A 17,835-nucleotide genomic window follows, 5' to 3' on the forward strand; every position below is an offset into this window, starting at 1 on the left:
AGACGCAACGCACCCCGGCCGCTCATCGGTCGGCGGGGTCACAGGCGCAGCGGCAGGCCGAAGGCCGGAAAGAGATGCGGTTCGAAGGACACGACCTCCACGACGCGGTCGTCGCCGTCGAAGCGGAGGACGTCGAGGACCTGGGCACGGTAGACGTTCGTTCCCGGCCTGCGGACGTAACCGCCCGCCGCCAGCTGGCCGTTGGCGCGGGCGGGCAGGTGGCGCCAGTGCCCGAAGAACATGGGGGACGCCGGGTCGAGGGTCGGGCGCAGAAACTCGACGAGGGCGTCGCGGCCCGTGAACCAGAACGGGTTCGGCGGCATGGTGAGGGTGACGTCCTTGCTCAGCAGGTCGGTCATCGCCGCGAAGTCGAGCCGCTCCGCGGCGGCCATGTACCGCTGCAGGACGGCGCGCTGGGCCTCGGTGGGCTCGGTGGCGGTCCAGTCGGCGCGCCGGCGGGGCAGGTGGTCGCGGAGGGTGGGGCGGGCCCGCTGTAGGGCGCTGTTGGCGGAGGCCACGGTCAGGTCGAGGGCCTCGGCGGTCTCGGCCGCCGTCAGGCCGAGCACGTCCCGCAGGATCAGCACGGCGCGCTGGCGGGGCGGCAGATGCTGGATGGCGGCGAGGAAGACCAGCTCCAGGGTCTCGCGGGAGACGGCGGCGATGTCCGGACGGTCCTCGTCGGCGGTGGGCAGCTCGTCGTCGGGGTAGGGCTGCAGCCAGGTGACCCGGGCGGGTGGTTCGCCGGTGCCGTGGTTCATGCCGGGAACCGGTTCGTAGCGCTGTGGGCGGCGGGCGGTGCGGCGCTGGAAGTCGAGGCAGGCGTTGGTGGCGATGCGGTACAGCCAGGTGCGTGCGCCGGCCCGCCCCTCGAAGCCGTCCCGGGCCCGCCAGGCCCGCAGGAACGTCTCCTGCACGAGGTCCTCGGCGTCGTCGTAGGAGCCCGTCATGCGGTAGCAGTGCACCTGGATCTCGCGCCGGTGGGACTCGGTGAGGGCGGCGAAGTCGGCTTCGGTGAGGAGGGATTCGGGGCGGGAGCGTTCCGTAACGGGGTCCGGTGTGACGGATTCCTTCGCCGTGTCCCGGGATGCCTTCGCCGTGTCCTGGGCCACTTCCGCCGTCTCCCGGGACACGTTCGCCGTGTCCCGGGCCAGTCGTGCCACCCGCCGCAGCCGTGCCACGGACGACGAGAGTTCGGTCGCTCCCGAGTACAGGACCGAGGGAGGCTGCGGTGCCAGCTCCTTCACCTGCCGGGCGATGTCCTCGATCAGGCCGTCCACTCCGGCAGCTCCGGCCGCTCCCGCCGCTCCGGACTGATCGAGGTCGTGCCGCTTGCGGTACGCCTTCTGCCGGCAGGCGGCCGTGCAGTACACCGAGCTGCGGCCCGTGCGGCCGGCCCGGGCGGGAAGCGGTTTGCCACAGCTGGCACAGACCTGGGCGACCACGGGCACCTCCGGAAGTCCGGGCTTTGCGTCACGCGGGGACGGTGTGACGCTATCGCGAGTCGGTGCCCGTGATGCGGGTCCGGACCGACTTCTCGGTGAGGCCCTCGGCAACAGTCCGCAACACCTCCAGCACCCGCCCCACCGCCGCCCCCTCCTCGGCGCCCTTGCGTACGGCCGCCACCACGTGCCGTCGCGGCCGGTCCGCCGACAGTTCCCGCATCACCACGCCCTCCCTGCCCACAACCGCCATGCGCGGTACGAGCGCGACCCCCATCCCGGCCTCGACCATCGCCAGGATCGCCGTCCACCCGGCCGCCGAATGCGCCTGGACGGGGCTGAAGCCGGCCGCCTCGCAGGCCCCGCGCGTGATGTCCGACCAGGGCCCGCTCCCGCCGAAGATCCACCGCTCCCCGGCGAGACCGGCGAGCCGCAGCCCGTCCACGGCGGCGAGGGCGTGATCGCGGGGCAGAGCGACGTCGAGCGGGTCGGCGAGCAGCGGGACGCGGGTGAAGCGGGGGCCGGCCGCCGTCGGGGCCTGTGCGGCGAGGGACAGCGCGAGGTCGACGTCCCCGGCGGCCAGCAGCTCGTACGCCTCCCCGGCCTCCGCCTCCCGCACCCGCACGCTCACCCCGGGGTGCGCGGTTCGGAGCGCCTTCACAGCCGGTACGACGAGGGCGGGTACGGCGGTGGAGAAGGCGCCGATCCGCACCTCGCCGACCTCACCGTGCGCGTAGGCCGTCAACTCGGCGTCGGCGCGCTCCAGTTGCTCGAACACCGCCTCGGCGTGCCCGAGCACCAGACGCGCCGCGTCCGTCAGCCGCACCCGCCGCCCGTGCGCCTCCAGCAACGGCACGCCGAGCTGCTTGGCCAGGTTGGTCAGCTGCTGCGACACCGCCGACGGCGTCATCCGCAGCGCCTCGGCCGTCGCGGTCACGGTCCCCCGCTCCCTGAGCGTCCGCAGGATCTGCAGTTTCCGGATGTCCCACTCGGCCATGGCGGCAACCTATACGGCGGCGCCGAGCACCACTCCGCCGAGGATCAGCGACATGCACAGCAACCGTGCCGGGCCGAGCGTCTCGCCGAGCACGGCCCGGGACAGCAGGGCCACGCAGACCGGCTGAAGGTGGTAGACGGCTCCGGCCCGGGAAGGACCGACGAGCGCGATCGCCCTGTTCCAGGCGAAGAAGGCGACGGCCGAGGAGGCGATCCCGACGTAGAGCAGCGGAAGGACGGTGCCGGCCGTCGGCTGGAACCCGCCGTGGACGGCGAGGTCGGCCACGAAGGCGGGCAGCAGCATGACGTCGCCCAGCAGGAACGTGGTGAACAGGAGGGCCGCGCCGCCGAGTTCGGCCGGCCTGCGCCGCAGCACCGCGCTGTAGGAACCGAAGCAGCAGGCCGCGGCGATCATCCAGAGGTCACCCGGGGAGAAGCCGGCCCCGCCTCCCATGAGCAGCAGCACACCCCCGCACGCCGTCACCAGTCCGGCGACCCTGCGTGCCCCCAGCCGCACACCGCCCAGCCTCTCGAACACCGCCATCAGCACCGGCGAAGCAGCCATGATCATGCCCATGCTGGCGGCCGGGACGGTCAGCCCCGCCTGGTTGACGAGGGTGTTGTAGACGCTCACGCCGAGGAGCGAGGCGAGCAGTACGAAGCCGAGATGACGTCGTATCAACTGCCGCTGCCGCCAGGCCTGCCGGGCTCCGAAGGGGGCGACGGCGACGAGCGCCACCAGCCAGCGCCAGAAGGCCTGCTGCACCGGAGGGACGCTGTCGTGCAGGGCCCGGGAGGTGACGAAGCTGCCGGACCACACGACGGTGGCCAGCGCGGCGAACGCGAGCCCGCGGAGGGGGGCGTCGCGGGTGGCGGAGGAGGTCTCGGTCGTAGGGGCGGTCCGGTGCAGGACGGCGGCCACAGATGTCCTTTCACTGATCGGGGATCCCGTTGGATCTACCGTCGCAGCGCCGAACCTGTCACGTCCATCGAATGTTCTTGACCGGTATGTTCAGCTGAACTGAACGATTGGTGGGCCACCCTCGGCCGGATCTGCCCTGCCGCCGTCGCCCCGAAGGCCAGGGCCATGCCCGTCAGCTGGAGGGGTGTCAGTGCCTGGCCGAGGGCCGCCCAGCCGACGATCGCCGCGGTCAGCGGTGACAGCGGGCCGAGGAAGGTGACCTGTGTGGCGGTGAGCCGGCCGATGCCGCGGAACCAGAGCCAGTACGCGACCGCCGTATTGGCGAGGGCGAGATAGAGGTAGCCGCCGACGGCGCGACCGTCCAGCGCGGGCGGCGCACCCTCGACCAGCAGGGCGAGAGGCGCGATGAGCAGGCCGCCCGCGGTGAGCTGCCAGCCGGTGAGGGCGAGCGGGCCGACGCCCTCGGGTCGGCCCCATCGCTTGGTGAGCACCGTGCCGGTGGACATGGACGCGGTGGCGGCGAGGGCCGCCAGGACGCCCAGCCCGTCCAGCGCCCCGGCCGCCTTCAGTACGACGAGGCTGACACCGAAGGCCGCCGCGATCCCCGTGAGCAGGGTCCGCAGGGTCGGCCGCTCCCCCAGCAGCACCGCCGCGAGCCCGGCGACGAACAGCGGGCCGACCGATCCCACAACCGCCGCCATACCGCCGGGCAGCCGGTAGGCGGAGAGGAAGAGGAGGGGGAAGAAGGCGCCGATGTTGAGTGCACCGAGGACCGCGGCCTTCCACCACCAGGCGCCGCGCGGGAGGACACGGGTGATCGCGAGGAGCAGCAGGCCGGCGGGGAGAGCGCGCACCAGGCCGGTGAAGAGCGGGCGGTCGGGCGGCAGGAACTGGGTGGTGACGGCGTATGTGGTGCCCCAGGAGGCGGGGGCGAGGGTGGTGAGGGCTATGAGAGCGCTGCGGTTCGCGGGCATGACGGGGACCCTTCCGCGACCTTTCGAAGTAGGTCGCCGGTAAGTAGCTTAGTCCTAAGCTACTTACCGTCAAGCCACTAGCTGCCAAGTTACTGAGCGCCAAGTCACTTTCTTGCGGGCGACCGGAACCGGACGGATACTCGCCGCATGACTGCGCAGCACAACGACCCCGTCGACGCGATCATCGGCCAGTGGGCCGAGGTGCGGCCCGATCTCGACACCGCCGCGATGGAGGTCTTCGGGCGGATCTTCCGGCTGTCGCGGACGATGGGCGACCGGATGGAGCGGGCGTACGCGCCCTACGGGATCTCGCGCGGTGAGTTCGACGTCCTCGCCACCCTGCGCCGCTCCGGCGAGCCGTACACCCTCTCGCCCCGGCAGCTGTCCGGCACGCTGATGCTCACCACGGGCGGCATGACCGGCCGACTCGACAAACTGGAGCGGGCCGGCCTGCTCCGCCGCTTCCCCGACCCGCACGACCGCCGCGCGCTCCAAGTGACGCTCACGGACAAGGGGCTGGCCATCATCGACGAGGCGGTCGGCGCCGGCCTCGCCGCCGAGACCGAGGCCCTGTCCGCCCTGGACGCCGAACAGGCCGGCCAACTGGCCGACCTGCTGCGGGAGTTGCTCACCGGGACGGCCACGGGGTCCGGGTCCGACCGGCCCTGAGCCGGCCCAGGTGGCGCGCGACCGCTTCCTCGACCGTCGCCGCGTCCGCCGAGTCCGCCGCCCAGGCCACGTACCCGTCGGGCCGGACCAGGACGGCCGTACGCCGGTCGCTCGCCCAGCGCTCCACCGCCAGCCGGTCCCTGCCGGCACCCAGGCCCTCGTACGCCTCCGGGGTGATCAGCACGAACCGGCCGCCGCGCAGGGCCTCGTAGAGGCGGCAGCCCTCCAGGGCGACGTCCGGGACGCGGGTGCCGACGAGGCGGTGGGCGCCGCGGGGGGCGGGGTAGCGGTAGCCGATGCCGGTGATCTGGCCGATCCCCTTGCGCCGGGCGGGGCCGACGGTGTCGAGGAAGGTGGTGAGCACGGACCGCAGCGCCAGTTCCCAGGGGCGCTCGGCCATCGCGAGGCGGACGATGCCGCCACTGCTGCGCAGGACGGCCCGGCCGACGGGGTGGCGCTCGGCCTGGTAGGTGTCGAGGAGTGCCGCGTCCGCGTGACCCTGGACGACGGCGGCGAGCTTCCAGCTCAGGTTGGCCGAGTCCTGCAGGCCGGTGTTCATGCCCTGGCCGCCGGCCGGGGTGTGGACGTGCGCGGCGTCCCCGGCGAGGAAGACGCGGCCCACGCGGTAGGCGGGCGCCTGGCGTTCGTCGCTGTGGAAGCGGGACATCCAGCGGGCGTCGCGCATACCGAAGTCACGGCCGAGGGCGAGCCGGGTGGCCTCCTTGACCTCGTCGAGGCCGAGGGGCTCGCTGTCGGATACGTCGCGGGCCCGGTTCCAGGCGATGACGCGGTGGTAGCCGTCGCCGAACGGCGCGAGGAAGGCGAAGGCGTCGCCGACGGCGTTGACGGTCAGCAGGTTCTCGGGCTCCTCGGCCAGCCGTACGTCCGCGAGGACGACCGAACGGATGACGGAGCGACCGGGGAAGGGCAGCCCGATCGCTTCGCGCACGGCACTGCGCATGCCGTCCGTGCCGACGGCGTACCCGGCGCGCAGGCGGTGCGCCTCCCCACCGGGTCCGCGGGCCTCGACCGTCACCCCGTCCGCGTCCTGGGCCAGCCCGGTCAGCTCGGTCTCGTACCGGAAGTCGACGCCCGCCTCGACGGCACGCCGCTCCAAATCCTTCTCCACCTCGTACTGCGGGATGACGAGGAGGTGGTTGAAGCGGGAGGGGAGCGTGCCGAGCTCGACGGTGAGGCGGCCGAAGAGGCGCAGGCTGTCGTGGCGGCGGCCGACGGACTCCAGGCCGTCGGCGAGACCGCGGGCGTCGAGCTGTTCGAGGGTGCGGGCGTGCAGGACGAAGGCGCGGGAGAGGTTGCTGGTGCGGTGCGGGCGCTTTTCGAGGAGGGTGACCGGGACACCGGCGGTGGCGAGATCTCCGGCCAGCAGAAGGCCGGCGGGGCCCGCGCCGACGACGATCACGGGGTGCTGGGTGCTGTTGGTGCCGTTGCCGTTGCCGTTCATGGTGGCCTCCTGTTGCCAACACTTGTTTGCCAACACTTGTTTGCCAACGCTTGTTTGCCAACGCTTGTTTGCCAACGCTTGTGGACGACGATAGGAGCACCCACCCGAAGAAGTCAACACTTGTTGGCCAACAGCCGCTGGCCTACGCTTGTTGATGTGAAAGCCAGTGACAGCAGCAGTACGGAATCCGGCACCGGCGGTGCCCGGCGCCGTTCGGCGGACACCCGCGACGCCATCCTCGCCGCGGCCCGCGAACGCTTCGCGGCCGACGGCTACGAGCGGGCCACCATCCGCGCGATCGCGGGGGACGCCGGCATCGACCCGTCCATGGTGATGCGCTATTACGGCAACAAGGAGGGCCTGTTCGCGGCAGCGGTCTCCATCGATCTGTCGATGCCGGATCCGGGTTCGCTGCTCCGGCAGGACGTCGGCCGGACGCTCGTGGCGCACTTCCTCGGCATGTGGGAGGAGAACGAGGTGCTGACGGCCCTGCTCCGGGTCGGTGTGACCAATCGTGCCGGGGCCGAGCGGATGCAGTCCGTCTTCCGGGACCAGCTGATTCCGGTCGCCCGCGAGGTGTGTCCCGATCCCGAGCAGGCCCCGGCGCGGGCCGCGCTCGGTGCCGCGCAGCTGCTGGGGCTGGCGCTCACGCGCTACGTGCTGCGGTTTCCGGCGACCGTGGCGCTGAGCCGCGAGGAGATCGTGGCGTGGCTGGCGCCGACCCTGCAGCGGTATCTCACGGCGCCGAGCCCCTGAGAACACGCCGAGGGCGCCGGTCTCGCCCGCGTACGGCGGGGCCGGCGCCCTCGAAGGAGTGTGAGGTCAGGCCTTCGCCTTGGCCTTCGGCTGACGGTCCTTGGACCTGTCCAGAACCATCACCAGGCCCGCGATGACCGCGAACAGGGCGAGGGGGGCCAGCACGTAGAGGCCCAGCGTCTCGCCGACGCTCAGGCCCTGGCCGGGGTCGTCGCCGTCGTCGCGGGTCAGCGCGAGCGCGGGGGACGTCATGAGCAGCATCATCAGCGTCGTACCGGCAGCCAGGGCGCCGGCGCGCAGGGCGTTCTTCTTGTCCACGGTGCCAAAAGTATCGAACGACGAATCGGCCCGCTCGTCCGGGGGTGCCGTACGGGCTCCGCCCTACTCCTGCCGCCCCGCCCGCAGCACATCGATCAGCGCATGCAGACGTGGCGATCCCGCCAGCTCCTCCAGGGTGACCGGGCGGCCCTCCGCGTCCGCGATCGGGAGCCGCCAGTTCGGGTACTGGTCCCAGGTGCCGGGAAGGTTCTGGGGACGGCGGTCGCCGAGCGTGTCGGGGAGCCAGACGCCGAGCATGCGGGACGGGGTGGCGAGCAGGAAGCGGTGGACCGCCTGGATCTCGGCCTCCTCCTGCGACGTGCCGTGGCCGCCACCCATGCCGTCCAGCAGGCCGAGGCGGGTGAGCAGGGCCAGCCACTCGCCCGTGTCGGCCGCCGCCTCCGCGCGCTCCTCCTCCAGCGGACGGGTCAACAGGCCCAGGCTGTCGCGGAGTTCGACGTGCTCGCCGGTGAGGCGGGCGGCGGTGGGCGGCAGGTCGTGGGTGGTGGCGGTGGCCAGGCAGTCGGCGCGCCAGCGCTCCGGCGGCAGCGGACGGCCGTCGCCGTCCCAGTCCCGTTCGAACCACAGGACGGACGTGCCGAGCACCCCGCGCTCGCGCAGCGTCTCGCGTACGCCGGGCTCGACCGTGCCCAGGTCCTCGCCGATGACGACGGAACCGGCGCGCGAGGCCTCCAGCACCAGGACGGCGAGCATGGCCTCCGCGTCGTAGCGGACGTACGTCCCCTCGGTGGGCGGGTGTCCCTGCGGCACCCACCAGAGGCGGAACAGGCCCATGACGTGGTCGATGCGCAGGGCGCCGGCGTAGCGGAAGAGCGCCTTCAGCAGGCGGCGGTACGGCGCGTAGCCGGACTCGGCGAGGCGGTCCGGCCTCCAGGGCGGCAGGCCCCAGTCCTGGCCGCGCGCGTTGAAGGCGTCCGGTGGCGCGCCCACCGACATCCCGGCGGCGAAGTACTCCTGCTGCGCCCAGGCGTCGGCGCCCCCCGGATGCACTCCGACCGCCAGGTCGTGCACGATCCCGATCGGCATCCCGGCCTCGCGCGCGGCGCGCTGGGCGTCGGTGAGCTGGGCGTCGGTGAGCCAGGCCAGCCAGGAGTGGAAGTCCACCCGGTCCAGCAACTGCCCGCGGGCGCGAGCCGTTTCGGCCGACCGGGGATCACGCAGGGCGGCCGGCCACCGGCTCCAGTCGGAGCCGTGCACCTCGGCCAGGGCGTACCACGTGGCGTGGTCCTCCAGGGCCTCACCCTCCTCGGCGACGAAGTCGACGTACGCGGCACGCCGCCCGGGCCCCGGCTCCACCTCGCGGATCAGCTCCAGCGCCTGCCGCTTGAGCGCCCAGACCGCGTCCCGGTCGATCAACGCGCCCTTCTCCAGTACCGATTCGCGCAGCCCGGCGGCGCGCCCGAGCAGCGCACGCAGGTGCTCGCGGTCCTCGACGTAGGCGTACTCGGGGATGTCCTCGACGCGCAGGTGCACGGGGTCGGGGAAGCGGCGGGAGGAGGGGCGGTAGGGAGAGGGGTCGGTGGGAGCGCCGGGCACGGCCGCGTGCAGCGGGTTGACCTGGACGAACCCCGCGCCGAGGGCCCGTCCGGCCCAGGCGGTGAGTTCGGCGAGGTCACCGAGGTCGCCCATGCCCCAGGAACGGTGTGAGAGCAGGGAGTAGAGCTGGACGAGCAGACCGTACGAGCGGGCGGCCGGCGTGGGCAGCCGGGCGGGGGCGACGACCAGGTGGGCTGCCGCGGAACGGCCGTCGGGTGCGCTGGCCGTCAACCGGTGGATCCCGGGCGGGAGTTGCTCGGCGGACCCACGCGTCTCGCCCTGTTCGGTCTCGATGCGCAGTCGGGTGCCGTTTGGGAGGGCCGCGAGCGCGGGGGACGTACCGCCGCTCCAGAGCACCACCGTCGGCGGCAGCAGCCGCTCGCCCAGCTCCCGCTCACGGGCGGCGAGCGCGGCACGGGTGGCCTCGGGGGTGCCCGTGTCGACGCCGAGGGCGGCCAGCGCGAGGGTGACAGCGGTGGCCGAGGCCGCGACCTTGCGGTCCGGGGAGGGGCTGTAGGAGGTGGCGACGCCGTGCAGGGCGGCGAGCCGGGACAGGTCCTCGGCGGGCGGTTCGGGCGACCCCTGCGCTGCCATCTAGGGCCTGCCTTTCGGATCAGGTCGGCTGTACGGAACGGTGCCTCACCACCACCCCGAGCGGGGTCTGGTGCGTGCGGGTGCAAGGCGGAGGGGGAGTCGACGCGGAGCGTCGGCGACCGACGACAACGCCGCAGACGCGTGTGCCAGGGCCCGCGACGCCGGGCGGATCCGGAAGGCGGGTCCTAGGGCCTCGTGCAGTCCGGCTCGGGGGCCACCGCCTCGCTGGTCAGGTGCGCCGCGTCGGCGAGAGGCGGCTCGCTGGTCAGGGGCTCGGCGTCGGGCAGGGGCGGTTCGCTGGTCAACGGGATCTCGGCGCAGGCGCCCTCCGCACTGAAGACGCAGAAGTGCGGCTCGGGTTCGAAGGACGGCAGCTGCGCCACGGGTTTGGAGAGGGGGTAAGCCGGTGCGGCCACGGAAGGCCTCCTTGTCGGATACGGGCAACGGGTTACCGCAGCCCTACCCCGTGCGCGCGGCGGCAGACGTACGGGATCGAACCAGGTGCCTCTTGTCACATTCTGCTCCACTTCTCCGCCATACCGGGAGCGCCGCGGGGCAGCGAATCCCCGTCACTATTCACTCAGTACATGTATCGAGTGCATAATGATCGCCATGAGCACCCGCCACATCCTGCTGGGGCTGCTCGCCTCTGGGCCGAGCCATGGCTACGACCTCAAGCGACGCCACGACGAACGTTTTCCGCAGGCCCGTCCGCTGGCCTACGGGCAGGTCTACACGACCCTGCAGCGCCTGGTCCGGGACGGCCTCGCCCAGGTCGAGGGCACCGACTCGGACGGCGGCCCGGAGCGGACGGCATACCGCTCGACCGAGGACGGAACGCGCGAACTGGCCCGGTGGGCCGGGGAGATCGCCCCGCCCGCACCGTTCGTGACGAACGAGATCTTCGCCAAGGTCGTCGTGTCGATCCTGTCCGGCGGCGACCCGGCCGGCTACCTGGCCGCGCAGCGTGCCGCGCACATGGAGCGGATGCGGGAGCTCACGGCGGTCAAGACCGCCGGGGGCGCCGGCCTCGCGACCGTGCTCTCGGCGGACTACGCCCTCAACCACCTCGACGCCGACCTCCGTTGGATGAACACCACGGCGGCCCGGCTCACCACCCTGACCGCGGAGGTCGACGCAGCATGAGCAACGGGGACACGAGCAACGGGGACAGCCCGGACGGCACGGACAGCGCGGTGCCGCTCCTGGCGGCCCGTGACCTCACCAAGACGCACGGCAGGACCGAGGCCCTGCGCGGCGCCTCGGCCGAGTTGCGGGCCGGCGAGATCCTCGCCGTGACCGGGGCCAGCGGCAGCGGGAAGTCCACGCTGCTGCACTGCCTGGCCGGCATCGTGCGCCCGGACGCGGGCGCGGTGACGTATGCCGGGCAGCGGCTCGACCAGCTGCCGGAGAAGCGGCTGAGCGAGCTGCGCCGCACCGACTTCGGGGTGGTCTTCCAGTTCGGGCAGCTGATTCCCGAGCTGACGGCGCTGGACAATGTCGCGCTGCCGCTGATGCTGGCCGGAACACCGCGCGCCGAGGCGCAGGCACAGGCCGGCGAGTGGCTGGAGCGGTTCGGCGTGTGGGGGCAGGAGGCGCTGCGGCCCGGTGAGATGAGCGGCGGCCAGGCCCAGCGGACGGCGCTGGCGCGGGCGTTGGTCACCGGCCCGAAGGTCGTCTTCGCGGACGAGCCGACGGGAGCGCTGGACTCCCTGGCGAGCGAACAGGTGATGGCGGCCCTGGTGCACACGGCCCGGGACGCGGGCACGTCGGTGCTGCTGATCACGCACGACGCCCAGGTGGCCGCGTACGCGGACCGCGAGGTGCGGCTGAGCGACGGTGCCGTGGCGCCGGCGGGGGTGGCGGCATGAGGACCGATCTTCGGCTGGCCTGGCTGCTGACCCGGGGCTCCGACCGGCGGGAGTGGTGGCGGATCGGGCTGACGGCGGTCGGGGCGGCGATGGCGACGGGCATCGCGCTCGCGGTCGTCTCGCTCGCCTCGCTGGACGGGTACTACTCCGTGTCCGTCGGGTCCGGGCTGCTCGACTCCGACAGCGACCGGCGCGGAGTGATCTTCGCGTTGGGGCTGCTGCTCATCCCGGTGCTCGGGTTCCTCGGCCAGTGCGCGCGCATCGGAGCGGTGCACCGCGACCGGCGGCTGGCCGCGCTGCGGCTCGCGGGAGCCTCGCCCCGGCAGGTGCGGCGGATCGCGGCGCTGGAGTCGGGGCCTGCCTGTCTGGCCGGTTCGGCGGTGGCCACGGCCACCTTCGTGCCGCTGCTGCCGGCTCTGTGGTCGCGCCCCACCGCCCCCGCCTGGGCGGGCATCGCCCTGGTGGCCGCGGCCGTACCCGTGCTGGGCGCGGCCGTGAGCGCCCTGGCGCTGGGCCGGGTGGTGGCCTCGCCACTCGGGTGGGTACGCCGGGTGCGGGCCACGCGGGGCCCGGGGCGGCTGTTCAAGTCGGCGACCTGGCTGCTGGCCGCGACGCTGCTGTTCATCGTCGTGGCCCCGCTCTTCAGCGACTCCTTCACCTTCACCCCCGGCCCGCCGACGCTGATCGTCCTGACGCTGCTGATCAGCTGTACGGCGGTGTGGCTGTCCGGCTCGTCGTCCCGGCAGCTGGGCGCGGGCCTGGCCGCCCGCACCCGGCGCCCGGCGGTGCTGATCGCGGCGGAACGGCTGTGCGAGGACCCGTGGGCGGCGGCCCGTACGCACGCGGCGGTGCTGCTGGTGACGGTCGTGGGCTCGGGCTTCGTCGGCGTACGGCAGGTGCTGCTGACCGAGCTGCACGCCATGCGCCGCGAAGGACGGCTGGGCACGGACATGGCCTACTACACGACGGGCATCGACCTGACGGCCGCCGCGATCCTCGTCGCGCTCGCGCTCATCCTCACCGGCCTCGCCGTCGGCACCGCCGAGTCCCTCGCCACCCGGCGCCGGGGTCTGGCCGCGCAGTCCGCCGCCGGAGTGCCGCACGGCGTGCTGGCCCGGGCACTGCTCCTGGAGACCGCGCTGCCGCTGGCCCCCGCGGTCGCGGTGGCGGGCATCGGCGGCCTGGGGATCGGCGCCTGGTACGCCTCGCTCAGCACGGACTACATCGTGGCGCCGGTGCCGTACGGCACGCTCCTGGTGCCGTTCGCCGTGTACGCGTGCTGCCTGCTGGCGGCGGCCACCTCACTCCCTCTGCTGCGCCGCTCGGTCCGCCCGGCCGAGCTGCGCTACGCATGAGGGGATGACCGTCCGGTCCGGGAGTACGGGGGGCTCCCGGACCGGACCGCGTGCGCGGCACGCCCCGCCACCAGAGCTATGCGAAAGCCCGGATCGTCAGGCGGAAATGCCGTCGATCCGGGCCATGGCGGCCTCCGCGCCGTATGGCTGCAAGTACGGCAGCCAGCGCGGGTCCCTATGGCCGGTGCCGATGATGCGCCAGGCCAGTCCGGTGGGTGGAGCGGGTTTGTGGCGCAGCCGCCAGCCGATCTCGAAGAGATGTCGGTCGGCCTTCACGTGGTTGCAGCGGCGGCAGGACGCCACCACGTTGTCCCAGACGTGTTTGCCCCCGCGGCTGCGCGGGATGACGTGGTCGACGCTGGTTGCGACGCCACCGCAGTACATGCACCGGCCCCCGTCGCGCGCGAAGAGCGCCCGCCGGGTGAGAGGAACGGGCCCCCGATAGGGAACCCGGACGAATCGCTTGAGCCGGACCACGCTGGGTGCGGGGACTGTGACGGTTGCGCTGTGCATGAAGGCGCCGGATTCCTCCAGGGAGACAGCCTTGTTCTCCAGGACGAGGACGAGCGCGCGGCGGAGCGGTACGACGCCGAGTGGCTCGTACGACGCGTTGAGGACCAGGACGTGCGGCACGGATGCCTCCTTGTGCGTCGGCGGCGCGTGGCTCGCGCCGGGACGATCTGTAGCCAGTCTCCCCTCTGGCCTGCTGGAAGCGCCACCATGTCCCGGTAACGGGCTGGGAGTGTTTTCGACCACATCTGATTCATCCCCCGGAGGGGCGACTGTTTATCCCACCTGCTCATCCCCGGATGGCCAACGGCTCTCCCCGGAAGAGGGCAGGGATTCGCACACGATGCCCCGATAGTGTGGTGGACCCGCCCACCCGGTGACCTTTCCGTGACCTTGACCAATCCGGAACCGGGCGGCGGACCGCAGCACCTGGAGGTACCTGCCGTGTCCTTGCCCGCCGTCCTACTGGCCGCCGGTCCGTCGCCGTCGCCGACTCCCCCGGAGTCGACGGCCCCGGCGGTCCCCACGCTCCAGGACGCCCAGCAGAGCGCGACCAACGCCGCCGGCTGGGTCGAGCAGAACTGGTCCACCTGGCTCGCGATCGGCCTCAGGGTCCTGCTGATCCTGGTGATCGCCGGGGTGCTGAGAGCGGTCGTGCAGCGGGCGATCACCAAGCTGATCGACCGCATGACCCGCACCGCCCAGGCCGTGGACGGCACGGCGCTCGGCGGACTGCTGGTCAACACCGAGCGCCGGCGCCAGCGCTCCCAGGCGATCGGCTCGGTGCTGCGCTCGGTCGCGTCCTTCGCGATCCTCGGCACCGCGGCACTGATGATCCTGGCCGCGTTCCAGATCAACCTGGCCCCGCTGCTGGCCTCCGCCGGTGTCGCGGGCGTGGCGATCGGTTTCGGCGCCCGCAACCTGGTCACGGACTTCCTGTCCGGCGTCTTCATGATCCTGGAGGACCAGTACGGGGTCGGTGACACGATCGACGCGGGCGTCGCCTCCGGCGAGGTGATCGAGGTCGGTCTGCGCGTGACCAAGCTGCGCGGCGACAGCGGCGAGATCTGGTACGTCCGCAACGGCGAGGTCAAGCGCATCGGGAACCTCTCCCAGGGCTGGGCGACGGCCGGCGTGGACGTCACCGTGAAGGCGCACGAGGACCTGGACCGGGTGAAGGCCACCCTCGACGAGGTCGCCGAGAAGATGAGCGCGGAGGAGCCCTGGAACGAGCTCCTGTGGAGCCCGATCGAGGTCCTCGGCCTGGACAGCGTGCTCCTTGACTCGATGGTGGTCCGGATCTCCGCGAAGACCATGCCCGGCAAGTCCCTCACCGTGGAACGCGAGCTGCGCTGGCGCGTCAAGCGCGCCTTCGACGCCGCGAACATCCGCATCGTGGGCGGGGCGACGGCCCCGCTGGACGAGGAGCCCGTCGACCCGGCGGCAGCGGTCTCCGCCCCCTCGGTGCTCTCCAACCCCGACTCCCCGCAGGCGGAGGCCGCATCGCCGCTCGCCCAGCAGCGCTCGGCGGCGCCGAAGTAAGGGCCGGCCGGCCCCACCACCCACTCCCACCGCCCCCGAGGTAACGAGTCTGTTGCCTCGGGGGCGGTTCCTATTGACGCCTCCTTCGCCCTGGGCTTACGTTCCTCTCCAGCCAATAGGAAACTTTCCTAACAGTGATCAACGGCCACCCGCACAGTGATCAGTGAGAAGCTGGGCAGTCGAGCTGGGCAGTCGAAAGGCAGGTGTCGACCACATGGCAGGAACAGCCGGTACGCCGGGCACCCCGCGCGTCCTGCGCGCCATGAACGACCGCGCCGCCCTGGACCTCCTCCTGGAGCACGGGCCACTGTCCCGCACCCGGATCGGCAAGCTCACCGGCCTCTCCAAGCCGACCGCCTCCCAGCTGCTCGCCCGCCTGGAGGCGGCCGGCCTCGTCCTCGCCACCGGCACCACCGAGGGACGTCCCGGCCCCAACGCGCAGCTCTACGAGGTCAATCCGGCCGCCGCGTACGCCGCCGGACTGGACGTCACCCCCGAGCGTGTCCTCGCCGCCGTCGCCGACATCACCGGCCGCAGGGTGGGGTCGTACGAACTGCCCACCCCGGGAAGGCGGCCCACCCAGCCCGTCGTCCGACAGGTCACCGACGCCCTCGACGGCGCCGTGAAGGCCGCGGGGCTCACTCGCGGCGACGTCCACCGGCTCGTCATCGGCACCCCGGGCGCCTTCGACCCCAACACCGGCCGGCTGCGCTACGCCTCCCACCTCCCGGGCTGGCACACCCCGGCCCTCCTCGACGAACTCGCCGCCGCCCTGCCGATGCCGGTCGAGTACGAGAACGACGTCAACCTCGCCGCCGTCGCCGAACAGCGGCTGGGCGCGGCCCGCGGGCACGAGGACTTCGTGCTGCTGTGGAACGAGGGCGGCCTCGGTGCCGCCCTGGTCCTCGGCGGGCGGCTGCACCGCGGCTGGACCGGCGGCGCGGGCGAGGTCGGCTTCCTGCCGGTGCCGGGCGCACCCCTGGTCCGGCAGGTGACCAAGGCCAACAGCGGTGGCTACCAGGAGCTGGCCGGTTCGCAGGCCATCCCCAAACTGGCCCGGCGGCTGGGCATCGAGGAGATCCCGGCCGGCCCGTACGCCGAGGCCGCCGCCGCTCTCGTCGCCCGCGCCGCCGAAGCCCACGAGACCGACAACGGCCCCTACCGGCAACTGCTGGAGACCTACGCGACGCACCTCGCCACCGGTCTCGCCTCCCTCGTCTCCGTCCTCGACCCGGAACTCGTCGTCCTGAGCGGCAGCTCGCTCACCATGGGCGGCGAGGTGCTGCGCGCCCTGGTCCAGGCCGAGCTGGAGGAACTCGCTGCCTCCCGGCCCCGGCTCGTGGTCGGCGACGTCCGTGAACACCCCGTGCTGCGGGGCGCGTTGGAGAGCGCCCTGGCGGCCACCCGCGACGAGGTCTTCGACACCTCCCGCTGACCGGCCCGTAGGCCCTCTCGCCGAACCCGTACTCACCACCCGCCTTCCCTCACCCACCCCGTCCCGCCCCTGGGAGAACTTGCCATGCCCGGAATGTCACGGAAAGCGGCCCTCGCTCTCGCCGCCTCCGCCTCCCTCGCCCTCCTCGCCACCGCCTGTACCGGCCAGACAGACAGTTCGTCGTCCGGCGCCGACGACGACGCCTCGAAGGAGACGACCATCAACTTCTGGCATGCCTGGAGCGCGCCCAATGAAGTGAAGGCCGTCAACTCCCTGATCGCCGGCTTCGAGAAGGCACACCCCAACATCCATGTGAACGTCGTCGCCAACATGACCGACGACAAGATCAACCAGTCGCTGCGCACGGGCGGCGACAAGGCTCCGGACGTCATCTCCTCCTTCACCACCAACAACGTCGGCAAGTTCTGCTCGTCGGGTGCGCTGGCCGACCTCAACCCCTTCTTCAAGAAGGCGGGCATCGACCCGGAGACGACGTTCCCGAAGGCGATGAACGAGTACACCCAGTTCGACGGCAACCGCTGCGCGGCACCGCTGCTGGGCGACGCGTACGGGCTCTACTACAACAAGACGGCGTTCGCGAAGGCCGGCATCAGGAATCCGCCGAAGACGTGGTCCGAATTCGAGGCCGACGCCAAGAAGTTGACCATCACCGAGGGCGACAGCTACAAGCAGCTCGGCTTCATGCCGGACTACCACGGCTGGGAGACGACGACCGAGCACTACTTCGGTCAGTTCTCTCCGACGTACTTCGACAAGGCCGGCAAGTCCGAACTCGCCACGGACCCCGCGTTCGAGGCCGGATTCAAGCTCCAGAAGAAACTCGTCGACGAACTCGGCGGTTTCAGGAAGCTGGAGACCTACCGCTCCGAGCTGGGTGACGAATGGGGCGTCAAGCACCCCTTCCACACCGGCCAGGTGGCCATGCAGCTGGACGGTGAATGGCGTCTGGGAATGGCCCTGGACGCAAAGCCGAAGTTCGATGTCGGCGTGGCCCCGCTGCCCGTCCCCGACGACCAGGCCGCCCAGTACGGCAAGGGCTACATCACCGGCACCATCACCGGCATCTCCGCCGCCGGCCACAAGCAGAACGCTGCCTGGGAGCTGGTGAAGTACATGACCACGGACACGGACGCGGTGGTGAACTTCTCCAACGCCATCCACAACGTGCCCTCGACGCTGGCCGCCCTGAAATCCCCCAAGCTGAAGTACGACCCCCGCTTCAAGACGTTCCTTGACATCGCCGCGAACCCGAACTCCACGACGTCGCCCGCTTCCATCAACGGCGGCGTGTACCTCGCGACGATCCAGAACTTCGGGTACGACTACGAGAGCGGAAAGGTCACCGACCTGAAGGCGGGCCTCAAGAAGACGGCCGCGCAGATCGACACGGACATCGCGCAGGCGAAGTAGCCGG

Annotated in this window: 17 protein-coding genes; 8 read left to right on the forward strand and 9 right to left on the reverse strand. The window is 72.1% G+C overall.

Annotated features, from left to right (window positions below; genetic code table 11):
- Window positions 1-38: 38 nt before the first annotated feature.
- From OOK07_RS14570 to OOK07_RS14585, 4 genes are read right to left on the reverse strand one after another with little or no spacing between them, the layout of a single operon-like run.
- Window positions 39-1,442: a sigma-70 family RNA polymerase sigma factor gene (locus OOK07_RS14570; RefSeq protein ID WP_266680401.1), complete on the reverse strand. Its 1,404-nt coding sequence runs from the start codon at window positions 1,440-1,442 to the stop codon at window positions 39-41.
- 49 nt (window positions 1,443-1,491) lie between these two features.
- The gene (locus OOK07_RS14575; RefSeq protein ID WP_266796829.1) at window positions 1,492-2,436 is read right to left on the reverse strand and encodes a LysR family transcriptional regulator; all 945 of its coding nucleotides are present in this window, start codon (window positions 2,434-2,436) and stop codon (window positions 1,492-1,494) included.
- A gap of 9 nt (window positions 2,437-2,445) precedes the next feature.
- Entirely contained in the window at window positions 2,446-3,345 is a 900-nt protein-coding gene (locus OOK07_RS14580; RefSeq protein WP_406313313.1) for a DMT family transporter, read from the reverse strand.
- A 47-nt stretch (window positions 3,346-3,392) separates the two neighbouring features.
- Window positions 3,393-4,331, reverse strand: a complete 939-nt coding sequence (locus tag OOK07_RS14585) for an EamA family transporter (RefSeq protein WP_266796832.1) — start codon at window positions 4,329-4,331, stop codon at window positions 3,393-3,395.
- Between the two features lie 147 nt (window positions 4,332-4,478).
- Here OOK07_RS14585 and OOK07_RS14590 point away from each other — a divergent pair, with 147 nt between their 5' ends.
- Complete coding sequence (locus tag OOK07_RS14590) at window positions 4,479-5,000, forward strand: MarR family winged helix-turn-helix transcriptional regulator (protein ID WP_266796834.1); 522 nt, start codon at window positions 4,479-4,481, stop codon at window positions 4,998-5,000.
- On the opposite strand, the gene OOK07_RS14595 is transcribed toward OOK07_RS14590, so the two are convergent.
- Complete coding sequence (locus tag OOK07_RS14595; RefSeq protein ID WP_266796835.1) at window positions 4,960-6,462, reverse strand: FAD-dependent monooxygenase; 1,503 nt, start codon at window positions 6,460-6,462, stop codon at window positions 4,960-4,962. The two genes, OOK07_RS14590 and OOK07_RS14595, sit on opposite strands and share 41 nt — an antisense overlap.
- Window positions 6,463-6,618: 156 nt before the next feature.
- On the opposite strand from OOK07_RS14595, the gene OOK07_RS14600 reads away from it, so the two are divergent.
- Window positions 6,619-7,218: a TetR/AcrR family transcriptional regulator gene (locus OOK07_RS14600; RefSeq protein WP_266680413.1), complete on the forward strand. Its 600-nt coding sequence runs from the start codon at window positions 6,619-6,621 to the stop codon at window positions 7,216-7,218.
- A gap of 66 nt (window positions 7,219-7,284) precedes the next feature.
- Here the strand turns inward: OOK07_RS14600 and OOK07_RS14605 are convergent, their stop codons facing one another.
- The 3 genes from OOK07_RS14605 to OOK07_RS14615 all read right to left on the reverse strand — a co-directional run bounded on the left by OOK07_RS14605 (window position 7,285) and on the right by OOK07_RS14615 (window position 10,103).
- Window positions 7,285-7,536 (reverse strand): hypothetical protein, encoded by a 252-nt coding sequence (locus OOK07_RS14605; protein WP_266680415.1) that lies wholly within the window; start codon window positions 7,534-7,536, stop codon window positions 7,285-7,287.
- A gap of 63 nt (window positions 7,537-7,599) precedes the next feature.
- Window positions 7,600-9,687 (reverse strand): 4-alpha-glucanotransferase, encoded by a 2,088-nt coding sequence (gene malQ / locus OOK07_RS14610; protein ID WP_266796838.1) that lies wholly within the window; start codon window positions 9,685-9,687, stop codon window positions 7,600-7,602.
- A 185-nt stretch (window positions 9,688-9,872) separates the two neighbouring features.
- Window positions 9,873-10,103: a hypothetical protein gene (locus OOK07_RS14615; protein ID WP_405624339.1), complete on the reverse strand. Its 231-nt coding sequence runs from the start codon at window positions 10,101-10,103 to the stop codon at window positions 9,873-9,875.
- Window positions 10,104-10,299: 196 nt separating this feature from the next.
- Here OOK07_RS14615 and OOK07_RS14620 point away from each other — a divergent pair, with 196 nt between their 5' ends.
- From OOK07_RS14620 to OOK07_RS14630, 3 genes are read left to right on the forward strand one after another with little or no spacing between them, the layout of a single operon-like run.
- Window positions 10,300-10,833: a PadR family transcriptional regulator gene (locus OOK07_RS14620; protein ID WP_266680419.1), complete on the forward strand. Its 534-nt coding sequence runs from the start codon at window positions 10,300-10,302 to the stop codon at window positions 10,831-10,833.
- Window positions 10,830-11,558: an ABC transporter ATP-binding protein gene (locus OOK07_RS14625; RefSeq protein ID WP_266796840.1), complete on the forward strand. Its 729-nt coding sequence runs from the start codon at window positions 10,830-10,832 to the stop codon at window positions 11,556-11,558. Before OOK07_RS14620 ends, OOK07_RS14625 begins: the two co-directional genes overlap by 4 nt.
- On the forward strand, window positions 11,555-12,913 hold the full coding sequence (locus tag OOK07_RS14630) for an FtsX-like permease family protein (protein WP_266796842.1): 1,359 nt from the start codon (window positions 11,555-11,557) through the stop codon (window positions 12,911-12,913). Before OOK07_RS14625 ends, OOK07_RS14630 begins: the two co-directional genes overlap by 4 nt.
- A 96-nt stretch (window positions 12,914-13,009) precedes the next feature.
- Here the strand turns inward: OOK07_RS14630 and OOK07_RS14635 are convergent, their stop codons facing one another.
- Window positions 13,010-13,546 carry an HNH endonuclease gene (locus OOK07_RS14635; RefSeq protein WP_266514508.1) on the reverse strand — a complete coding sequence of 179 codons (537 nt, stop codon included), beginning with the start codon at window positions 13,544-13,546 and terminating at the stop codon, window positions 13,010-13,012.
- Window positions 13,547-13,867: 321 nt separating this feature from the next.
- Here OOK07_RS14635 and OOK07_RS14640 point away from each other — a divergent pair, with 321 nt between their 5' ends.
- The 3 genes from OOK07_RS14640 (at window position 13,868) to OOK07_RS14650 (ending at window position 17,831) form a co-directional block, all read left to right on the forward strand.
- Entirely contained in the window at window positions 13,868-14,965 is a 1,098-nt protein-coding gene (locus OOK07_RS14640) for a mechanosensitive ion channel family protein (protein WP_266680425.1), read from the forward strand.
- 214 nt (window positions 14,966-15,179) lie between these two features.
- Complete coding sequence (locus OOK07_RS14645) at window positions 15,180-16,400, forward strand: ROK family transcriptional regulator (protein ID WP_266796845.1); 1,221 nt, start codon at window positions 15,180-15,182, stop codon at window positions 16,398-16,400.
- 84 nt (window positions 16,401-16,484) lie between these two features.
- Window positions 16,485-17,831 carry an ABC transporter substrate-binding protein gene (locus OOK07_RS14650; RefSeq protein ID WP_266680429.1) on the forward strand — a complete coding sequence of 449 codons (1,347 nt, stop codon included), beginning with the start codon at window positions 16,485-16,487 and terminating at the stop codon, window positions 17,829-17,831.
- Window positions 17,832-17,835: the final 4 nt, after the last annotated feature.

The sequence above is a fragment of the Streptomyces sp. NBC_00078 genome, assembly GCF_026343335.1.
Classification (GTDB): domain Bacteria; phylum Actinomycetota; class Actinomycetes; order Streptomycetales; family Streptomycetaceae; genus Streptomyces.